Below are 16,117 nucleotides of genomic sequence, written 5' to 3'. Positions count from 1 at the left end.
TGCGATCCGCGCGCCCCTCGGGTGTCCGCAGGCCGTGCGCCGTCTCCGGGCGGCCTCACTCCATCGGCCGCCGCCGGGCGACTCCTATTCGGTCGGGGTGCCGTGCAGCGCGTCGGCCGCCTCGACCTCCTCGCGGGTGATGCCCAGCAGGTACAGCACGGTGTCCAGGAACGGCACGTTGACCGCGGTGTCGGCGGCCTCGCGCACCACCGGCTTGGCGTTGAACGCCACCCCGAGACCGGCCGCGTTCAGCATGTCCAGGTCGTTGGCGCCGTCGCCGATCGCCACCGTCTGCTCCAGCGGCACCTTCGCCTGCTCGGCGAAGCGGGCCAGCCAGCGGGCCTTGCCCGCCCGGTCCACGATCTCGCCGACCACCCGGCCGGTGAACCTGCCGTCCACCACCTCCAGGGTGTTCGCGGCCGCGAAGTCCAGGCCCAGCTGCTCCACCAGGTGGTCGGTGACCTGGGTGAAGCCGCCGGACACCACCGCGACCTGGTAGCCGAGGCGCTGGAGCGTACGGATCAGGGTGCGCGCGCCCGGGGTGAAGCGGACCTCGGCGCGGACCTTCTCGGTCACCGAGGCGTCCAGCCCGGCCAGCAGCGCCACCCGGGCCCGCAGCGACTCGGCGAAGTCCAGCTCGCCGCGCATCGCCGCCGCCGTCACCTCGGCGACCTCCTCCTCGCAGCCCGCGTGGGCGGCGAACAGCTCGATCACCTCGTCCTGGATGAGCGTGGAGTCGACGTCCATGACCACCAGGCGCTTGGCCCGGCGCTCCAGTCCGGCGGCGACCACCGCGACGTCCACCCGCTGGGTGGCCGCCTCCTGGGCCAGCGCGGCCCGCAGCTCGTCGGTGGCCACACCGGAGACGGCCAGTTCGACCGCCGTCACCGGGTACTTGGCGAGCCGGAAGACACGGTCGATGTTGCCGCCCGAGGCGGTGATCCGGGAGGTGAGCGCGGAGACGGCGGCGGCGGTCAGCGGGTTGCCGAGCACCGTGACGTGCGAACGGCCCTCGCGGCGCGGCCGGTTGTCGCCGATGCCGGAGAGGATCTCGGCCTGGAGCTTCTGCTCGTCGGCCCAGCGGTGGACGGTGGCCCGCAGACCACCCTCCTCGCCGGGCGCGGGGGGCGGGGTGACCAGGGCGCACAGCGTGATGCGGCCACGGGTGACGACCTGCTCGATGTCGATGACGTCGACGCCGAAGCCTGCCAGCGTCGCGAAGAGGCCGGCGGTGATGCCGGGGCGGTCCTTGCCGAACACCTTGACGAGCAGGGTGCGCTCGTCCGCGGTCCGGTGCTGGGCGGCGGGGAGGGGCTCAGCGGCCAGGGGCGATGCGTTCATGGTGCCTCCCACGCTACCGGGAGCCCGACGGCCGGCGGGCACCCGTCCCACCTCGCGGGACGCCGTGGTCCGGGGTCGGTAGCAGCCTGGTCACAGTCGTCCGGGCCGACTTTCATCGGCGGTCGGCGGGCTGGAATGATGCCCCCCGTCAGTCAGAGAAACATCGCAGCCCCGGCCGGGGGCCACAATTCGGGGGAACCGAGAGAGCGGGGCAGGCGAGCAGTGCCGCAACTCGTCATCGAGATCAACGGACAGCAGCGGACTCTGGAGCCCGGGCGGTCCTACACCATCGGGCGCAACCCGCAGTCGGACTTCCCGTTCGAGGACGCCAGGGTGTCCTGGCAGCACGGGACCATCAGTTTCAACGGCAGCGGTTGGCAGCTGGACGACCACGGCAGCACCAACGGAACGTACGTGGCCGGGGCCCGGACCCTGCAGGCCCAGTTGTTCCCCGGCGCCGTGGTCAACCTGGGCAACCCGGAGAACGGCCCCCGGCTCGGTTTCTCCGCACCCGCGCACGCCGCGGCCCCGCAGGCCGCCGCTCCCCAGGCCGCCCCGATGCACGAGGCCGCCACCAGCCGCGGCCCGGTGCCCGCGCCCCAGCAGCCCGCCCCGCAGCAGGGCTGGCCGCAGCAGGACCCGTACCAGCAGCCGCAGCAGCAGCAGGCCTGGCCCGGTCAGCCGCAGGCCCAGCCGCCGTTCCCGCAGCAGCAGTACGCTCCGGCGCAGGCCCAGCCGGCCCCGCAGCAGCCCCAGCAACACGGGGGCTTCCCGCAGCAGCAGGGCTTCCCGGCCCCGCCGCAGCACGACGGCGGGCCGCAGCCGACCATGATCCGCAACCTGACGTCGGCGATGCGCACCGTCCGGATCGGTCGTGCGCTCGACAACGACATCGTGGTGTCCGACCTCCAGGTCTCCCGCCACCACGCCGAGCTGCGCCAGCTCCCGGACGGCCGCTACGAGATCGTCGACCTCGGCAGCCACAACGGCATCTTCCTCAACGGCCAGCGGGTGCAGCGTCAGCTGATGGGCCCGCAGGACCGGCTGACCGTCGGCCACTCCGGCTTCGTCCTGGTCGGCGACCAGCTGCAGGAGTTCGTCGACACCGGGGCGGTCTCCTTCTCCGCCCGCCACCTGACCGTCGAGGTCGAGCACAAGGGCGCCAAGAAGGTCCTGCTCGACGACGTCAGCTTCGGCGTCCCGGAGAAGTCCCTGGTCGCCGTCATCGGCCCGTCCGGCTCCGGCAAGTCCACGCTGCTGCGCGCCCTCACCGGCTACCGCCCGGCCGACCGCGGCGAGGTCCTGTACGACGGCCGCAACCTCTACAAGCAGTTCGCCGAACTCCGCTCGCGCATCGGCCTGGTGCCGCAGTCCGAGATCCTGCACCGCGAGCTCACCGTCCGAAAGGGCCTCAAGTACGCGGCCCAGCTGCGCTTCCCCGGTGACACCGAGGCGAGGGAGCGCGAGGCGCGGATCGACGAGGTGCTGTACGAGCTGCGTCTGGACAAGCGCGCCGACAACAAGATCACCGCGCTCTCCGGCGGCCAGCAGAAGCGCGTCTCGGTCGCCCTGGAACTGCTGACCAAGCCCTCGCTGATCTTCCTGGACGAGCCCACCTCGGGCCTCGACCCGGGCATGGACCGCGAGGTCATGCAGATGCTGCGCGGCCTCGCCGACGACGGCCGCACCATCCTTGTCGTCACCCACTCGGTGGCCGAACTCGCGCTCTGCGACCGGCTGCTGGTGATGGCTCCGGGCGGTGCGGTGGCCTACTTCGGCCCGCCGGACGAGGCGCTGCACTTCTTCGGGTACGAGACCTGGGCGGACGTCTTCCAGGCCTTCGAGAACTACCCGGACCACGACTGGGCCGGCCGCTACCGCGGCTCGGTGCACTACCAGCAGTACTCCGCGCCCACCGTGGAGGCGGGCGAGGTGCAGCACGTCCAGGTCGCCCAGGAGGCCATCAGGCCGCCGAAGCCGCAGAGCTGGGGATCGCAGCTGTGGACGCTGATGCGCCGCTACATGTCGGTGCTCGCCTCGGATCGCGGCTTCCTCGCGCTGTCCGTGCTGCTGCCCGCCGTCATCGGCGCGGTCAGCGTGCTGATCCCCAACGAACCGGGGCTCGCGCCCAACCCCAAGACGCAGCTGCACCTCAACAGCGGCGCCGCGACGATCATGCTGATCCTGGCGATCGGCGCCTGCTTCTCCGGAGCGGCCAACTCGGTCCGTGAGCTGATCAAGGAACGGGCGATCTACGAGCGGGAACGAGCCACCGGGCTCTCCCGCTCGGCGTACATGATGTCCAAGATCATCGTGCTGGGCATCTTCAGCGTGATCCAGGGCGCCATCATCTCCGCCGTCGGCTTCCTGCCGCGCAAGCTCCCCGAGCACGGCCTGATCGTCAAGAACCTGCCGGTCGTCGAGATGACCATCGGCATGATCCTGCTGAGCTTCGCCGCGATGATGTTCGGCCTGATGATCTCCGCGCTGGTGAAGACCGCCGAGAAGACCATGCCGCTGCTGGTCATGTTCGCCATCGTCCAGGTCGTCTTCACCGGCTGCCTCTTCCAGATCTTCAGCAAGCCCGGACTGGAGCAGGTCGCCTGGCTGATGCCGGCCCGCTGGGGCACCGGCATCGTGTCCACCACGCTCGACCTGTCCACGCTCATGGGCCCCTGGAACAAGGACTTCCAGAACCCCAACTACGACCCGCTGTGGAAGCACAGCGTCGCCCAGTGGGCGATCGACGCGGGCGTGCTGGTCGCCATCTCCGTCGTCATCGGCGTCATCGTGACCAGGCTTCAGCGCCGGCACGAGCCCGAGGTCATGCAGAAGGGCTGACCCCCCGCACCGGCCGAACGCCGAAGGGGCGGCCCTCCCACCCGGGAGGGCCGCCCCTTCGGCGTTCCGGCCCGGCCCGCGGGTCTCCCGGGGCCCTGGAGCGCCCGGGACCTAGGTCCACGGACCCGGGACCGGGGCGGCCGCGGACGGACGCGGCCGTCACCGCGGCGGCGGTAGTTTGGCGGTATGCCCAGCACCACCGGAGACCACCGGGCCCACCGGGGCCCGCTGCCCGCCTGCGAACCCTGCCTGTCCGGGATCGAGGCCGTCAGCCAGGCACTGCTCGCCATGAGCCGGCACCTGGAGGTCCGCGAGGTGCTGCGCCGCATCACCGCCTCCGCCCGCGGCCTGCTCGGCGCCGAGTACGCGGCCCTGGGCGTGCCCGACGACCACGGGGGCTTCGCCCAGTTCGTCGTCGACGGCGTCACCGACGAGCAGTGGCGGGCGATCGGCCCGCTGCCCCGGCAGCACGGCGTCCTCGCCGCGATGCTGCACGAGACCGGCCCCACCCGGCTGGTGGACGTCCGCAGGGCACCCGCCTTCGAGGGCTGGCCCGAAGCCCACCCCGACCTGGACGCCTTCCTGGGCATGCCGATCCTGGACACCGACGCGGCCGAGGACGAGCCGCAGGTGATGGGCGTCATCTTCCTCGCCAACAAGCGCGGCGGCGGCCTCTTCACCGACCACGACGAGGAACTCCTGCGGATCCTCGCCGCGCACGCCGCCCTCGCCCTGTCCAACGCCCGGCTGTACGAGCGCAGCCGCGAGCTCACGCTGGCCGGCGAACGGGCCCGGATCGCCCACGACCTGCACGACGCCGTCGCGCAGAAGCTCTTCTCGCTCCGGCTCACCGCCAAGGCGGCCGCCAAGCTCGTCGACCGCGACCCGGCCCGGGCGCGAGCCGAACTCGCCGAGGTCGCCCGGCTGGCCGCCGAGGCCGCCGACGAACTGCGCGCCGTCGTCGTGGAACTGCGCCCCGCCGCCCTGGAGGAGGACGGGCTCAGCGCCACCCTCGCCTCCCAGGTGCAGGTCCTGGACCGGGCGCACACCGCCGACGTCGCCTTCGCCGCCGACGGGGTCCGGGCGCTGCCGCCCGCCCAGGAGGCCGCACTGCTGAGAGTCGCCCAGGAGGCGCTGCACAACGCGCTGCGCCACTCCGGCGCCCGCCGGGTCACCGTCACCCTGGCCGGAACGCCCGCGCGCGGCGCCCTCCTGCGCGTGCACGACGACGGACGCGGATTCGATCCGGAGTCCGTCCGGCGGGCGGGCCGTCACCTCGGCCTCGCCTCGATGCGCGACCGCGCGGCCGCCGTCGGCGGCACACTCACCCTGGAGTCGGCCCCCGGTCGGGGGACGCTCGTCGAGATGGAGGTCCCCGGTGCCTGAGAGCACACCGTCGATCCGTGTCCTGCTGGTCGACGACCACCAGGTGGTTCGGCGCGGGCTGCGCACCTTCCTGGAGGTCCAGGACGACATCGAGGTGGTCGGGGAGGCCGCCGACGGGGCGGAGGGCGTCGAGCGGGCCCGGGAACTCGACCCCGACGTCGTCCTGATGGACCTCAAGATGCCCGGCGTCGACGGCATCGAGGCGCTGCGCACGCTCAAGGGGGAGGGCAGCCGGTCCCGGATCCTGATCGTCACCAGTTTCACCGAGCACCGCACGATGGTTCCGGCGCTGCGGGCCGGTGCGGCCGGGTACGTCTACAAGGACGTGGACCCGGAGGCGCTGGCCGGGGCGATCCGCTCGGTGCACGCGGGCCACGTCCTGCTCCAGCCCGAACTGGCCGAGGCCCTGCTCTCCGACGACGGCCCGCGCGCCCCGCAGGGCCGCGGCGGCACGCTCACGGAGCGTGAGCGCGAGGTCCTCGGGCACATCGCCGACGGCCGCTCCAACCGGGAGATCGCCCGCAGCCTGCACCTGTCGGAGAAGACGGTGAAGACCCACGTCTCCAACATCCTGATGAAGCTGGACCTGGCCGACCGCACCCAGGCGGCACTCTGGGCCGTCCGCCACGGCGAGACCCGCGAGGAGTAGCGGCCGGCCCCGGGCCGTCACCGCCCGGCGGCCGCCGCCCGGTGACGGCCCGGGGCCCGGAATCCCTCAGCGGTCGTCCCGCTCGTCCACGAGCGCGTTGTAGGCGGCCACCTGGGCCCGCCGGGCGGTGCGCCGCAGCGGGGCCAGGACGGACTGGCGGGCCGCCATCTCCGAGGCGCTGACGGCGGCGCCGTGCCCGGCGGAGGCGATCGCGAGCAGGGCGGACACCTGGCGGGCCGACTCCAGGACGCGGACGGCCCGGGGCGGGTAGCCGGGGGCCAGCAGTTCGCCGTGGCCCCGCCGGCGGTAGGCGTCGAGGGCGCGCAGGGCCTCGGGCCCGGCACCGGCCACGTCGAGGCGGGTGAGCACGACGGTCGCCTCCCGCAGCCCGTCCGCCAGCTCGCGCTCCGCCTCGTGCAGGGACGGCACGTCCGCCGGCGGTGCGTCGTTCACCTCGGAGCAGCGCCACAGCACGGTGGCCGAGCGGTCGCCGACCGGGCCGTACACCTCCACCTCGGGAACCAGCCCGAGCGGTGCGCCCACGGCCAGGACGGCCTCGCCCGCACCCATGGCCAGCTCGTTGAAGGCGCTCGGACCGGTCAGGCCGAGCGGGTGCCCGGCCGAGGGCAGCGCGAGGCGCAGGCCCTTCACCCCGAGCACCCGGAGCCGCCCGAGCGCCCAGGTCAGGCCGTGCTGCTCGCCGGGCCGGTCGCCGGGCAGCCCGGTCACCCGGTGGACCTCGTCGGCGCCCAGGACGGCCGCCGCGGCGTCGTCCGGAGACGCCGATCCGGCGAGCAGGGCGTTGCCCCACGCGGTGAGCCGCCCCGAACGGGGCTCTTCGTACGGATTGTCGGCAGGAGTCACGAGCATCCGGCCAGCCTACGGAATCGGCGGTCATCCGCGTGGCGTAGGTTTGCCCATGCGTGTGCGGCGCACCCTCCCCGTGCCCACCGGCTGCCGGAGGAGGCTCGCCGCCCGCACCGACGGCCGAGAATCTTGTTTTTTGGGGAAGGCGTAGGCATGAGCGACGTGCTGGAGCTGGTGGACGTATCCGTGGTCCGGGAGGGGCGCGCGCTGGTCGACCAGGTCTCGTGGTCCATCTCCGAGGGCGAGCGTTGGGTCATCCTGGGCCCGAACGGCGCCGGCAAGACCACGCTGTTGCAGATCGCCTCCTCGTACCTGTTCCCGACCTCGGGCAAGGTCACGGTGCTGGGCGAGAAGCTCGGCGAGATCGACGTCTTCGAGCTGCGGTCCCGGATCGGCCTGGCCGGCGCCGCGATGTTCGACAAGCTGCCGGCCGAGCAGACCGTGCTCCAGACCGTCCTCACCGCCGCGTACGGCATGACGGTCACCTGGCAGGAGACCTACGAGCAGTCGGACGAGGCCCGCGCCCTCGCCCTGCTCGACCGCCTCGGCATGGCCAACCTCACCGACCGCAAGTTCGGCACCCTCTCCGAGGGCGAGCGCAAGCGCACCCTGATCGCCCGCGCCCTGATGACCGACCCCGAGCTGCTGCTGCTCGACGAGCCCGCCGCCGGCCTGGACCTCGGCGGGCGCGAGGACCTGGTCCGCCGGCTCGGCGCGCTCGCCCAGGACGAGTTCGCCCCGGCCATGGCGATGGTCACCCACCACGTCGAGGAGATCGCTCCGGGCTTCACCCACGTCCTGATGATCCGCCAGGGGAAGGTGCTCACGGCCGGCCCGATCGACACCGAGCTGACCGCCCGCAACCTCTCCAAGTGCTTCGGCCTGCCGCTCACCCTGGAGCGTCACGGAGACCGCTGGTCGGCCCAGGGCCTGCCGCTGGGCTGAGGCCCCGTCCGTTCATCCGGAAGGCCGTCGGGAACCGGTCGTACGCGCGACCGGTTTCCGCCCCTCGACCTGCGGGAACTGTCCGCCTGGAAGGCCTTCGCTCCCTAGGATGGACGTGTGGACAGCTGGATCTGGTGGCTCCTGGCCGCCGCAGGGCTCGGCATACCGCTGGTGCTCACCGCGATGCCGGAGTTCGCCATGTTCGCGGTGGGGGCGCTGGCCGCCGCCGGAGTGGCCGCGTTGGGCGGGGGAGTGGTCCTGGAGACCCTGACCTTCGTCGTCGTCTCGGTCGCGCTGGTGGTGTTCGTCCGCCCGATCGCCTACCGGCAGCTCCAGAGGGGCCCGCAGGTCAAGATGGGCATCGAGGCGCTCCAGGGCGCCACCGCGGTCGTCGCGGAAACCGTCGACGGGGAGGGCGGGCGGATCAAGCTGAACGGCGAGATCTGGTCGGCCCGTGCGCTCCACCCGGGCCAGGTGTACCAGCCCGGACAGCAGGTCGACGTCGTCGAAATCCAGGGCGCGACCGCCCTGGTCGTCTAGGGGAGAGTCCGTGGAACCCGTCCTTATCGTTTTGGTCGTCCTGGTCGTGGTGGCCTTCATCGCGCTGATCAAGACGATCCAGGTCATCCCGCAGGCCAGCGCCGCGATCGTGGAGCGCTTCGGCCGCTACACCCGGACGCTCAACGCAGGGCTGAACATCGTCGTCCCGTTCATCGACCGCGTCCGCAACCGGATCGACCTGCGCGAGCAGGTCGTGCCGTTCCCGCCGCAGCCGGTGATCACCCAGGACAACCTGGTCGTCAACATCGACACCGTCATCTACTACCAGGTGACCGACCCCCGCGCCGCGACGTACGAGGTCGCCAGCTACATCCAGGCGATCGAGCAGCTGACCGTCACCACGCTGCGCAACATCATCGGCTCGATGGACCTGGAGTCCACCCTGACCTCGCGCGAGGTCATCAACGCGGGCCTGCGCGGTGTGCTGGACGAGGCCACCGGCAAGTGGGGCATCCGGGTCAACCGCGTCGAGCTGAAGGCGATCGAGCCGCCGACCTCCATCCAGGACTCGATGGAGAAGCAGATGCGCGCCGACCGGGACAAGCGCGCCGCGATCCTCACCGCCGAGGGCCAGCGCCAGGCCCAGATCCTCAAGGCCGAGGGTGAGAAGCAGGCCGAGGTGCTCAAGGCGGAGGGTGAGGCGCAGGCCGCCGTCCTGCGCGCGGACGGTGAGGCCGCGGCGATCCGGACGGTCTTCGAGGCGATCCACGACGGCGACGCCGACCAGAAGCTGCTCGCCTACCAGTACCTCCAGACGCTGCCCGAGCTGGCCAAGGGCGACTCCAACAAGCTCTGGATCATCCCCAGCGAGGTCGGCGATGCGCTCAAGGGCCTCGGTGGCGCCTTCACCGGTCTGACCGGCAACGGCGGGGTGAACGGCGGCGCGGTCGCGGCGCCCAGCGTCGCGCAGGCGGCCCCGGCGGCCACCCAGGTGCCGCTGGACCCGGCCTCCGGCCCGCGGCCGGTGGACACCGAGAAGGGCGCCGCCCGTCCCCGGGTGGACCCGGCCCGGGAGTACCCGAAGATCGACCCGGAGTGATCGGTCGACCCGTGCTTCGCCGAGGGCCCGCCGCCGGGAGGTGGCGGGCCCTCGGGCGTTCGTGGTGCCGCGGCCGCATCCGGTGCCCCGGGCGTTCGTGGCGCCTCGGCGCACGGACCGGACACTGTGGCGTGCGTCCCGAATCGCGGGCGGGTCTGGTCGGCCCGCGGGGCCGTCCGGCATGATCCCCTCGGACAGGACCGAGAGGAGAGGTGACCCATGACGCTCTGGGAGTCGATCGCCGTCCTGGTGGCCGGCGTCGGTGCGGGGATGATCAACGTGATCGTCGGCTCCGGCACCCTGATCACCTTCCCGGTCCTGCTCGCCGTGGGCATCCCACCGGTCACCGCCAATGTCTCCAACTCCTTCGGCCTGGTCCCCGGCTCGCTCAGCGGGGTGATCGGGTACCGCCGTGAACTGGCCGACCAGGGACGCCGGGTGCTGCGGATGGGCACCGCCTCGCTGCTCGGCGGGCTGCTCGGCGCGCTGCTGCTGACCAAGCTGCCGAGCGGGGCCTTCGACGCGATCGTCCCGGTGCTGATCCTGCTCGCGCTCGTCCTGGTGGTGATCCAGCCCCGGGTGGCCAAGGCCGTCGCCGCCCGCCGCCGCCCCGGCGGCGATCCGGACGGCAGCCCGGTCCTGCTGGTCGGGGTGTTCCTGACCGGCATCTACGGCGGCTACTTCGGCGCCGCGCAGGGCGTGCTCCTGATGGCGCTGATGGGCATGCTGCTCCAGGAGGACCTCCAGCGGATCAACGCGGTGAAGAACGCCCTGGCGATGATCGTGAACGCGGTCGCCGCGCTCTTCTTCCTCTTCACCTCGACCGTGAACTGGGCCGCCGCCGGTCTGATCGCGGCGGGCTCGCTGGTCGGCGGCCTGCTCGGGGCCAAGGTGGGCCGGCGCCTCCCGCCGACCGCGCTGCGCGTTGTCATCGTGGTGGTCGGCCTCGTGGCCGTCACCAAGCTGTTGCTGAGCTGAGCTGAGCTGAGCTGAGCCGAGCTGAGCCGAGCCGAGCTGAGCCGAGCCGAGCCGAGCTGAGCCGAGCTGAGCCGAATCGAATCGAACGACCGTCAGACCGTATGCAGGTCGGAGGAGTACGCCATGGCCCTGGAGATGCGGGAGAGCTGCGAGCGCTGCGCGGTGTCGCTGACCGCGGACGGCCGCGCCTCGATATGTTCCTACGAGTGCACCTTCTGCCCGGACTGCACCGAGGCCATGGCCGCCACCTGCCCCAACTGCGGCGGCGAGCTGGTGGCCCGTCCGCGCCGGAAGGCCGCCTGACACCGGTATCGCGGGCGGCCCGGGGCCCCGGTCCCGGAGCGACGACCCACCAGAGAACTACCAGGAGTGCGGCGATGAACAGCAGGGCGCGGCTGAACGAGGACGAGATCACGGCGGCTCTGGCGGCGCTGCCCCGGTGGACGCGGGAGGGCGACAGCATCGCCCGCACCGCCGACGCGCCGGACTTCCCGGCGGCGATCCGGGTGGTCGGCTCCGTCGCCGAGCAGGCCGAGGCGCTCGACCACCACCCCGACATCGACATCCGGTGGCGGACCCTGCGCTTCGTCCTGTCCACCCACAGCGCCGGCGGCCTCACCGGGCTGGACTTCACCCTCGCCGCCCGGATCGACGAGGCCCTGCGCGCCGAGTCGGCGGTCTGAGGCGGCACGACCGGGGAAACCCGGGACCATCCGGGCGAGGGCCCGGGCCGACTCCCCGGGCGGGCGTGAGATGCTGACTGCCGCATCGGCAGGCAGATGGCTCGGGAGGGACGGAACGGATGGCGCAGGAGCCCTTCGGAGACGCCCACTCCCAGCAGCCGTGGCCGCCCCAGGGCCACCCGGACCGGCAGAACGGCGCGTACGGCGCCTACGGCGGGCGCTCCGATCAGCAGCAGACGCCGGATCAGCCGTCGCAGTGGCAGCCGCAATCGCAGCCGCAGCCGCAGTCCGGCTACGGCTCGGTCGAGTACGGGCAGCAGCCGCAATCCGGCCAGGGTTTCCACGGGCACACCGGGTACGAGTCCGGCTACGGTCAGGCCGGCCATGACCAGGCCGGTTACGACCACGGTGGATACGGCCGGACCGGTTATGGCGAGGGCGGCGACGTCCAGGGCCAGTACGGCGTGCAGGAGCAGTACCAGCCGTATCCGCAGTACCCGGACCACGGGCAGCCGTACCAGGCCGCCACGCCGTACACCGCAGCGCAGCAGCCCGCCGGCGACGAGGCGTTGTACGTCCCGGCGGGGGCGGAGTACTCGGCGGACGGCTACGTGCACCTCGAGGAGGCCGGGCCGTCGCCCGTGCCCGTGACCGTCCCGGAGAAGTCCGCGGAGACCTCCGCGGAGCAGGCCCCCGGGCCGCAGGCCGGGCCCGCCTCGCCCTCGCGGGCTTCCGCCCGCCGAGGCACCGGCGGCGGCTCCGGCTCCGCCTCCTCGCTCTCCGCCAAGGCGCGGAAGGCGGCCGACGCGGTACTGGCCGGGGACCACGTGCCCAGCCGCAGGGCCCTGCTGATGCGGACCGGCGCCGGGGTGGCCGCGCTGGGTGTGCTGGTGGCGGCGGGGCTGATGGTCGGGGCCGAGGGCGGTGGCAGCGCGGCCGCGAGCAGCGGCGGTGAGCCCGGCTTCGCGGTGGCGCACACCAGGGCCTGGGCCGCGCAGCCCGCCGCGGCCGGTCCGGCCGGGGGCGACGACACCCTGATCGGGAGCTGGCTGCTGGCCGACGCGGTGGTCCGGGCCGACGGCTCCGGGGTGCGTGCGTACGACCGGGCGGGCGGCAAGCCGACCTGGTCGGTGGAGCCGCCGGCCGCCGGGGCCGTTCCGTGCGGGCTGTCGGCGGGAGTGAACCAGGCGGGCCTGGGCGCGGCCCTGTTCCGTCCGCAGGCCGATCCGAAGAGCCCCTGCACGCTGGTGACCGCCGTGGACACCAAGACCGGCAAGACCGCGTGGACCAAGACCCTCTCGGACGCCAAGGGCGCCTACTCGGCGAAGGTCGGTGTCACCGAGGACAAGGTGGTGGCCGTCGGGGACGACCGGGTGCTGGCCTGGGAGTCGGCCGACGGGAAGGACGTCTGGCAGTACACCGGCCAGGGCAAGTTCTGCACCCTGTCCGGCGGCGTCAGCGGGAAGACGGTGCTCGTCGCCTCCTCCTGCGCCGATTCGACCCCCGCCGACCAGGCCGTCGCGCTGAACGTCGCGGACGGCAAGGTCGGCTGGTGGCGGGGCCTGAACAACCAGCCGAAGACGGTGACGGTGCTGTCCGCGGAGCCGTCGGTGGTCCTGACGACCGGCGCGAAGCCCGAGGACGACCGGGTGTTCGCCTGGGGCACGGGCGGCGACCCGGCCGCCGAGATCCCGGTGACCGTCGACGGCGGCCGGCTGAACGTCGCCCACGGTACGTTTTCGGCCACTCCTGGCGTGTACTTCGAGGGCCGCACGATGGTCACCACCCTGGAGCCGAACGGCGGCGGGCCGGTGTCCGCGGTCGGCTACGACCTGGACACCGGCAAGCAGCACTGGAAGGCGCCGACCGCCGCCAAGGGCGCCGTCCGGGCGATCGGCATCGACGGCGGGTCGCTGGTGCTCGCCGCCGACGAACGCCGTGACCAGCCCGCCCGGCTCAGCCGGTTCCCGCTGGCGGGCGGCCAGGAGGCGACCGGCGGCAACTTCCCGGCCGGCACCGGCTCGCTGCTGATCTCCGGGCGGGTGCTGATCGGCGGCGGACAGGTGGTCGTGGTGCCCGAGCACTCGACCAACTACGGCACGGCGGCGGGGTACCAGGCGAAGGACTGAGGCCTTCAGCCCGGCTCCTCGCCCGCGCCGCTCCGTTCCCCGCCCGTTTTGCCCCGCTCCTCGCCCGCGCCGTCCCACCCGCTGCCGACCGGGCGCCGGGAGTGTCCTCGGGCCGAGGACGCCTCACGCCGCGGAGACGGGCCGGCCCGGTACGGCCGGCAGCCAGTCGGCGAGGTCCCGGACCTCCGAACTGCGCAGACCGAGCGCCAGCATCAGACTGGCCTGCGGCGTCGGCACGAACGGCCGGCGCAGCAGCTTCATCCCGGCCTGCTCCGGTGTGCGGTCCGCCTTGTACTGGTTGTCCTCCGCGCACGCGGCGACGGTGTTCATCCAGCTGTCGGCACCACCGCGCGACCTCGGCTGGAGGTGATCCACCGTGGTGGCCCGCCGGCCGCAGTACGCGCACAGGTGCTGGTCCCGGGCCAGGACACCCCGCCGCGACCACGGAGCCTGTTGTCGGAACGGCACCCGTACGTACCGTTGCAGTCTGATCACCCGTGGCACCGGGACGGCCACACCCGTTCCCCGGATCGAGCGCAGCGGATGCGCCTGCTCCACCACCGCCTTGTCCTGGAGCACCAGGACGACGGCGCGCTGGAGCGACACCGTCGTCAGGGGCTCGTAGCTCGCGTTCAGAACCAGCGTGTTGCGCACTCGGCACACCCTTCCCGCGGGCGTGCCACGGCGGCACGACCGTCTCCACACACGTCACTGCCGCCGCACGGCGGTGGAACCACTCTGAATGGGCCCGCAGCCGTCGAACAACGGAATTTCCGGTATCGGGGAGGGGCCGGGGTAGAGGGCCAGCCGACCCGGTGGGGTGCCTCGGGGAAACTCGCTGGCGGGAACCGCGTAGGCTCTATCAGGCTGGAGTCGTACCGACCCGGGGCCCGACCGAACCGGGCCGGCACTGGGCGGACGCCCGATCGAAGGAGAAGCGTGACCGTGACGGACATCGTCGACGAGCTGCGGTGGCGTGGGCTGATCGCCCTGTCCACTGACGAGGACGCACTGCGCAAGGCGTTCGCGGACGGCCCGGTCACGTTCTATTGCGGCTTCGACCCGACGGCCCCCAGCCTGCACCTCGGCAACCTGGTGCAGATCCTCACCATGCGCCGCATCCAGCAGGCGGGGAACCTCCCGCTCGGCCTGGTCGGCGGCGCCACGGGCCTGATCGGCGACCCGAAGCCCACCGCCGAGCGCGTGCTCAACGACCCCGAGACGGTGGCCGGCTGGGTCGAGCGCCTGCGCGGCCAGATCTCGCGATTCCTCGACTTCGAGGGCCCGTACGCGGCGCGCATGGTCAACAACCTGGACTGGACGTCCGGGATGTCGGCGATCAGCCTGCTGCGTGACGTGGGCAAGTACTTCCGGGTCAACAACATGATCGCCAAGGAGGCCGTCGCCCGACGGCTCAACTCCGACGCGGGCATCAGCTACACCGAGTTCAGCTACCAGATCCTCCAGGGCATGGACTACCTGGAGCTGAACCGCCGCTACGGCTGCGCCCTGCAGACCGGCGGCAGCGACCAGTGGGGCAACCTGACCGCCGGCACGGATCTGATCCGCAAGGCCGAGGGCAAGTCCGTCCACGCGCTGGCCACGCCGCTGATCGTCAAGGCCGACGGCACCAAGTTCGGCAAGACCGAGACCGGCACGGTCTGGCTCGACCCCGAGCTGACCACCCCGTACGCCTTCTACCAGTTCTGGCTGAACGCGGACGACCGGGACATCCCCAACTTCCTGCGGATCTTCAGCTTCCGCTCGAAGGAGGAGATCGAGGAGCTGGAGCGCGAGACCACCGAGCGCCCCGCCGCCCGCCTCGCCCAGCGAGCCCTCGCCGAGGAGCTCACCACGCTGGTGCACGGCGCGGAGCAGTACCAGCGCGCGGTCGCCGCGTCCAAGGCGCTGTTCGGCCAGGGCGACCTCGCCGACCTGGAGGCCCCGACCCTGGCCGCCGCGCTGGCGGAGGTCCCGAAGGCCGAGGTCTCCGAGCTCCAGACGGTGGTCGACCTGCTGGTCGCCGTCGGCCTGTCGCCGAGCCGCTCGGCCGCCCGCCGGACGATCAAGGAGGGCGGTGCCTACCTCAACAACGTCAAGGTGACGGACGAGGAGGCGGTCCCGACCGAGGCCGACCTGCTGCACGGTCGCTGGCTCGTGCTGCGGCGCGGCAAGCGCAACCTGGCGGCGGCGGAGCTGGTCACCGCCGGCTGACCGGCCGACGGACCGGCCGGCTGCGGCCTGGCTGAAACACACCTGCTCTGAGCTGCGGCTTTGAGCCTCGAGGGCCGGATCTGGACAGATCCGGCCCTCGACGTTTGACGATGTCGTCCAGGTGGCCTAGTGTTGAACGAGTCGCTGGAGCGGCCATCCCACCAGCAAGACCCACTCTCACCCTGGTCCCCATGAAAATGGGCCCCTTGGCGTTCCCGTCAATCGGGTGAGCGTGAATTTCGAGTAGCAACTCGGAATGGGTTAGTGTGGGGGACGTCGCGAAAAGCGGACCCGGCCAGTTCGGGAAATTGGATGAATGAAACTCCGGTAAAACGGAGCGGAAAACATCTGATAAGCTGGAAACACGAAAGAACGAAGCCCGGAGGGTTCGCTGGAAGGCGGTCCGAAGGAAGCGTCCGTTCCTTGAGAACTCAACAGCGTGCCAAAAGTCAACGCCAGATATGTTGACATCCCCGGCCTCAGA

The 16,117-nt window shown here is 72.3% G+C and carries 14 protein-coding genes; 11 read left to right on the top strand and 3 right to left on the bottom strand.

The window, feature by feature from the left end; translation table 11 throughout:
• Window positions 1–84 precede the first annotated feature (84 nt).
• The gene (serB, locus tag ABZ449_RS35200) at window positions 85–1,341 is read right to left on the bottom strand and encodes a phosphoserine phosphatase SerB (protein ID WP_360354241.1); all 1,257 of its coding nucleotides are present in this window, start codon (window positions 1,339–1,341) and stop codon (window positions 85–87) included.
• Between the two features lie 222 nt (window positions 1,342–1,563).
• Here serB and ABZ449_RS35195 point away from each other — a divergent pair, with 222 nt between their 5' ends.
• The 3 genes from ABZ449_RS35195 (at window position 1,564) to ABZ449_RS35185 (ending at window position 6,217) form a co-directional block, all read left to right on the top strand.
• Window positions 1,564–4,182 carry an FHA domain-containing protein gene (locus ABZ449_RS35195; RefSeq protein WP_360354239.1) on the top strand — a complete coding sequence of 873 codons (2,619 nt, stop codon included), beginning with the start codon at window positions 1,564–1,566 and terminating at the stop codon, window positions 4,180–4,182.
• A 288-nt stretch (window positions 4,183–4,470) separates the two neighbouring features.
• Window positions 4,471–5,568, top strand: coding sequence for a GAF domain-containing sensor histidine kinase (locus ABZ449_RS35190; RefSeq protein ID WP_360354275.1), 1,098 nt, complete (start codon window positions 4,471–4,473; stop codon window positions 5,566–5,568).
• Window positions 5,561–6,217, top strand: a complete 657-nt coding sequence (locus ABZ449_RS35185; RefSeq protein ID WP_360354237.1) for a response regulator transcription factor — start codon at window positions 5,561–5,563, stop codon at window positions 6,215–6,217. The genes ABZ449_RS35190 and ABZ449_RS35185 overlap by 8 nt, the downstream gene beginning before the upstream one ends.
• A gap of 66 nt (window positions 6,218–6,283) precedes the next feature.
• Here ABZ449_RS35185 and ABZ449_RS35180 read toward each other — a convergent pair whose 3' ends face one another.
• Window positions 6,284–7,087, bottom strand: coding sequence for a hypothetical protein (locus tag ABZ449_RS35180; RefSeq protein ID WP_360354235.1), 804 nt, complete (start codon window positions 7,085–7,087; stop codon window positions 6,284–6,286).
• A 150-nt stretch (window positions 7,088–7,237) separates the two neighbouring features.
• Here ABZ449_RS35180 and ABZ449_RS35175 point away from each other — a divergent pair, with 150 nt between their 5' ends.
• The 7 genes from ABZ449_RS35175 (at window position 7,238) to ABZ449_RS35145 (ending at window position 13,419) form a co-directional block, all read left to right on the top strand.
• Window positions 7,238–8,029, top strand: a complete 792-nt coding sequence (locus ABZ449_RS35175; protein WP_360354233.1) for an ABC transporter ATP-binding protein — start codon at window positions 7,238–7,240, stop codon at window positions 8,027–8,029.
• 117 nt (window positions 8,030–8,146) lie between these two features.
• Window positions 8,147–8,569 (top strand): NfeD family protein, encoded by a 423-nt coding sequence (locus tag ABZ449_RS35170; RefSeq protein ID WP_360354231.1) that lies wholly within the window; start codon window positions 8,147–8,149, stop codon window positions 8,567–8,569.
• Between the two features lie 10 nt (window positions 8,570–8,579).
• The gene (locus tag ABZ449_RS35165) at window positions 8,580–9,629 is read left to right on the top strand and encodes an SPFH domain-containing protein (RefSeq protein WP_360354229.1); all 1,050 of its coding nucleotides are present in this window, start codon (window positions 8,580–8,582) and stop codon (window positions 9,627–9,629) included.
• A gap of 219 nt (window positions 9,630–9,848) precedes the next feature.
• Window positions 9,849–10,607, top strand: coding sequence for a sulfite exporter TauE/SafE family protein (locus tag ABZ449_RS35160; protein WP_360354227.1), 759 nt, complete (start codon window positions 9,849–9,851; stop codon window positions 10,605–10,607).
• 123 nt (window positions 10,608–10,730) lie between these two features.
• The gene (locus ABZ449_RS35155; protein ID WP_360354225.1) at window positions 10,731–10,910 is read left to right on the top strand and encodes a DUF1272 domain-containing protein; all 180 of its coding nucleotides are present in this window, start codon (window positions 10,731–10,733) and stop codon (window positions 10,908–10,910) included.
• A gap of 74 nt (window positions 10,911–10,984) precedes the next feature.
• Entirely contained in the window at window positions 10,985–11,290 is a 306-nt protein-coding gene (locus ABZ449_RS35150) for a 4a-hydroxytetrahydrobiopterin dehydratase (protein WP_360354223.1), read from the top strand.
• Window positions 11,291–11,409: 119 nt separating this feature from the next.
• Window positions 11,410–13,419 carry a PQQ-binding-like beta-propeller repeat protein gene (locus ABZ449_RS35145; RefSeq protein WP_360354221.1) on the top strand — a complete coding sequence of 670 codons (2,010 nt, stop codon included), beginning with the start codon at window positions 11,410–11,412 and terminating at the stop codon, window positions 13,417–13,419.
• Between the two features lie 123 nt (window positions 13,420–13,542).
• Here the strand turns inward: ABZ449_RS35145 and ABZ449_RS35140 are convergent, their stop codons facing one another.
• Window positions 13,543–14,073 carry an HNH endonuclease gene (locus ABZ449_RS35140; protein ID WP_360354219.1) on the bottom strand — a complete coding sequence of 177 codons (531 nt, stop codon included), beginning with the start codon at window positions 14,071–14,073 and terminating at the stop codon, window positions 13,543–13,545.
• Window positions 14,074–14,364: 291 nt separating this feature from the next.
• Here ABZ449_RS35140 and tyrS point away from each other — a divergent pair, with 291 nt between their 5' ends.
• Window positions 14,365–15,633 carry a tyrosine--tRNA ligase gene (gene tyrS, locus ABZ449_RS35135; protein ID WP_360354273.1) on the top strand — a complete coding sequence of 423 codons (1,269 nt, stop codon included), beginning with the start codon at window positions 14,365–14,367 and terminating at the stop codon, window positions 15,631–15,633.
• The last annotated feature ends 484 nt before the right edge of the window (window positions 15,634–16,117 follow it).

The sequence above is a fragment of the Kitasatospora sp. NPDC005856 genome, from assembly GCF_040629945.1.
GTDB lineage: Bacteria > Actinomycetota > Actinomycetes > Streptomycetales > Streptomycetaceae > Kitasatospora.
The sequence above is the reverse complement of the archived record's forward strand: the minus strand, read 5'-3'. Positions and strand labels throughout refer to the sequence as shown.

Coding starts and splice junctions, on each gene's coding strand:
- serB (WP_360354241.1), bottom strand. CDS start 1,341: ATGAACGCATCGCCCCTGGCCGCTGAGCCCCTCCCCGCCGCCCAGCAC.
- ABZ449_RS35190 (WP_360354275.1), top strand. CDS start 4,471: ATGAGCCGGCACCTGGAGGTCCGCGAGGTGCTGCGCCGCATCACCGCC.
- ABZ449_RS35180 (WP_360354235.1), bottom strand. CDS start 7,087: ATGCTCGTGACTCCTGCCGACAATCCGTACGAAGAGCCCCGTTCGGGG.
- ABZ449_RS35175 (WP_360354233.1), top strand. CDS start 7,238: ATGAGCGACGTGCTGGAGCTGGTGGACGTATCCGTGGTCCGGGAGGGG.
- ABZ449_RS35160 (WP_360354227.1), top strand. CDS start 9,849: ATGACGCTCTGGGAGTCGATCGCCGTCCTGGTGGCCGGCGTCGGTGCG.
- ABZ449_RS35155 (WP_360354225.1), top strand. CDS start 10,731: ATGGCCCTGGAGATGCGGGAGAGCTGCGAGCGCTGCGCGGTGTCGCTG.
- ABZ449_RS35150 (WP_360354223.1), top strand. CDS start 10,985: ATGAACAGCAGGGCGCGGCTGAACGAGGACGAGATCACGGCGGCTCTG.
- ABZ449_RS35145 (WP_360354221.1), top strand. CDS start 11,410: ATGGCGCAGGAGCCCTTCGGAGACGCCCACTCCCAGCAGCCGTGGCCG.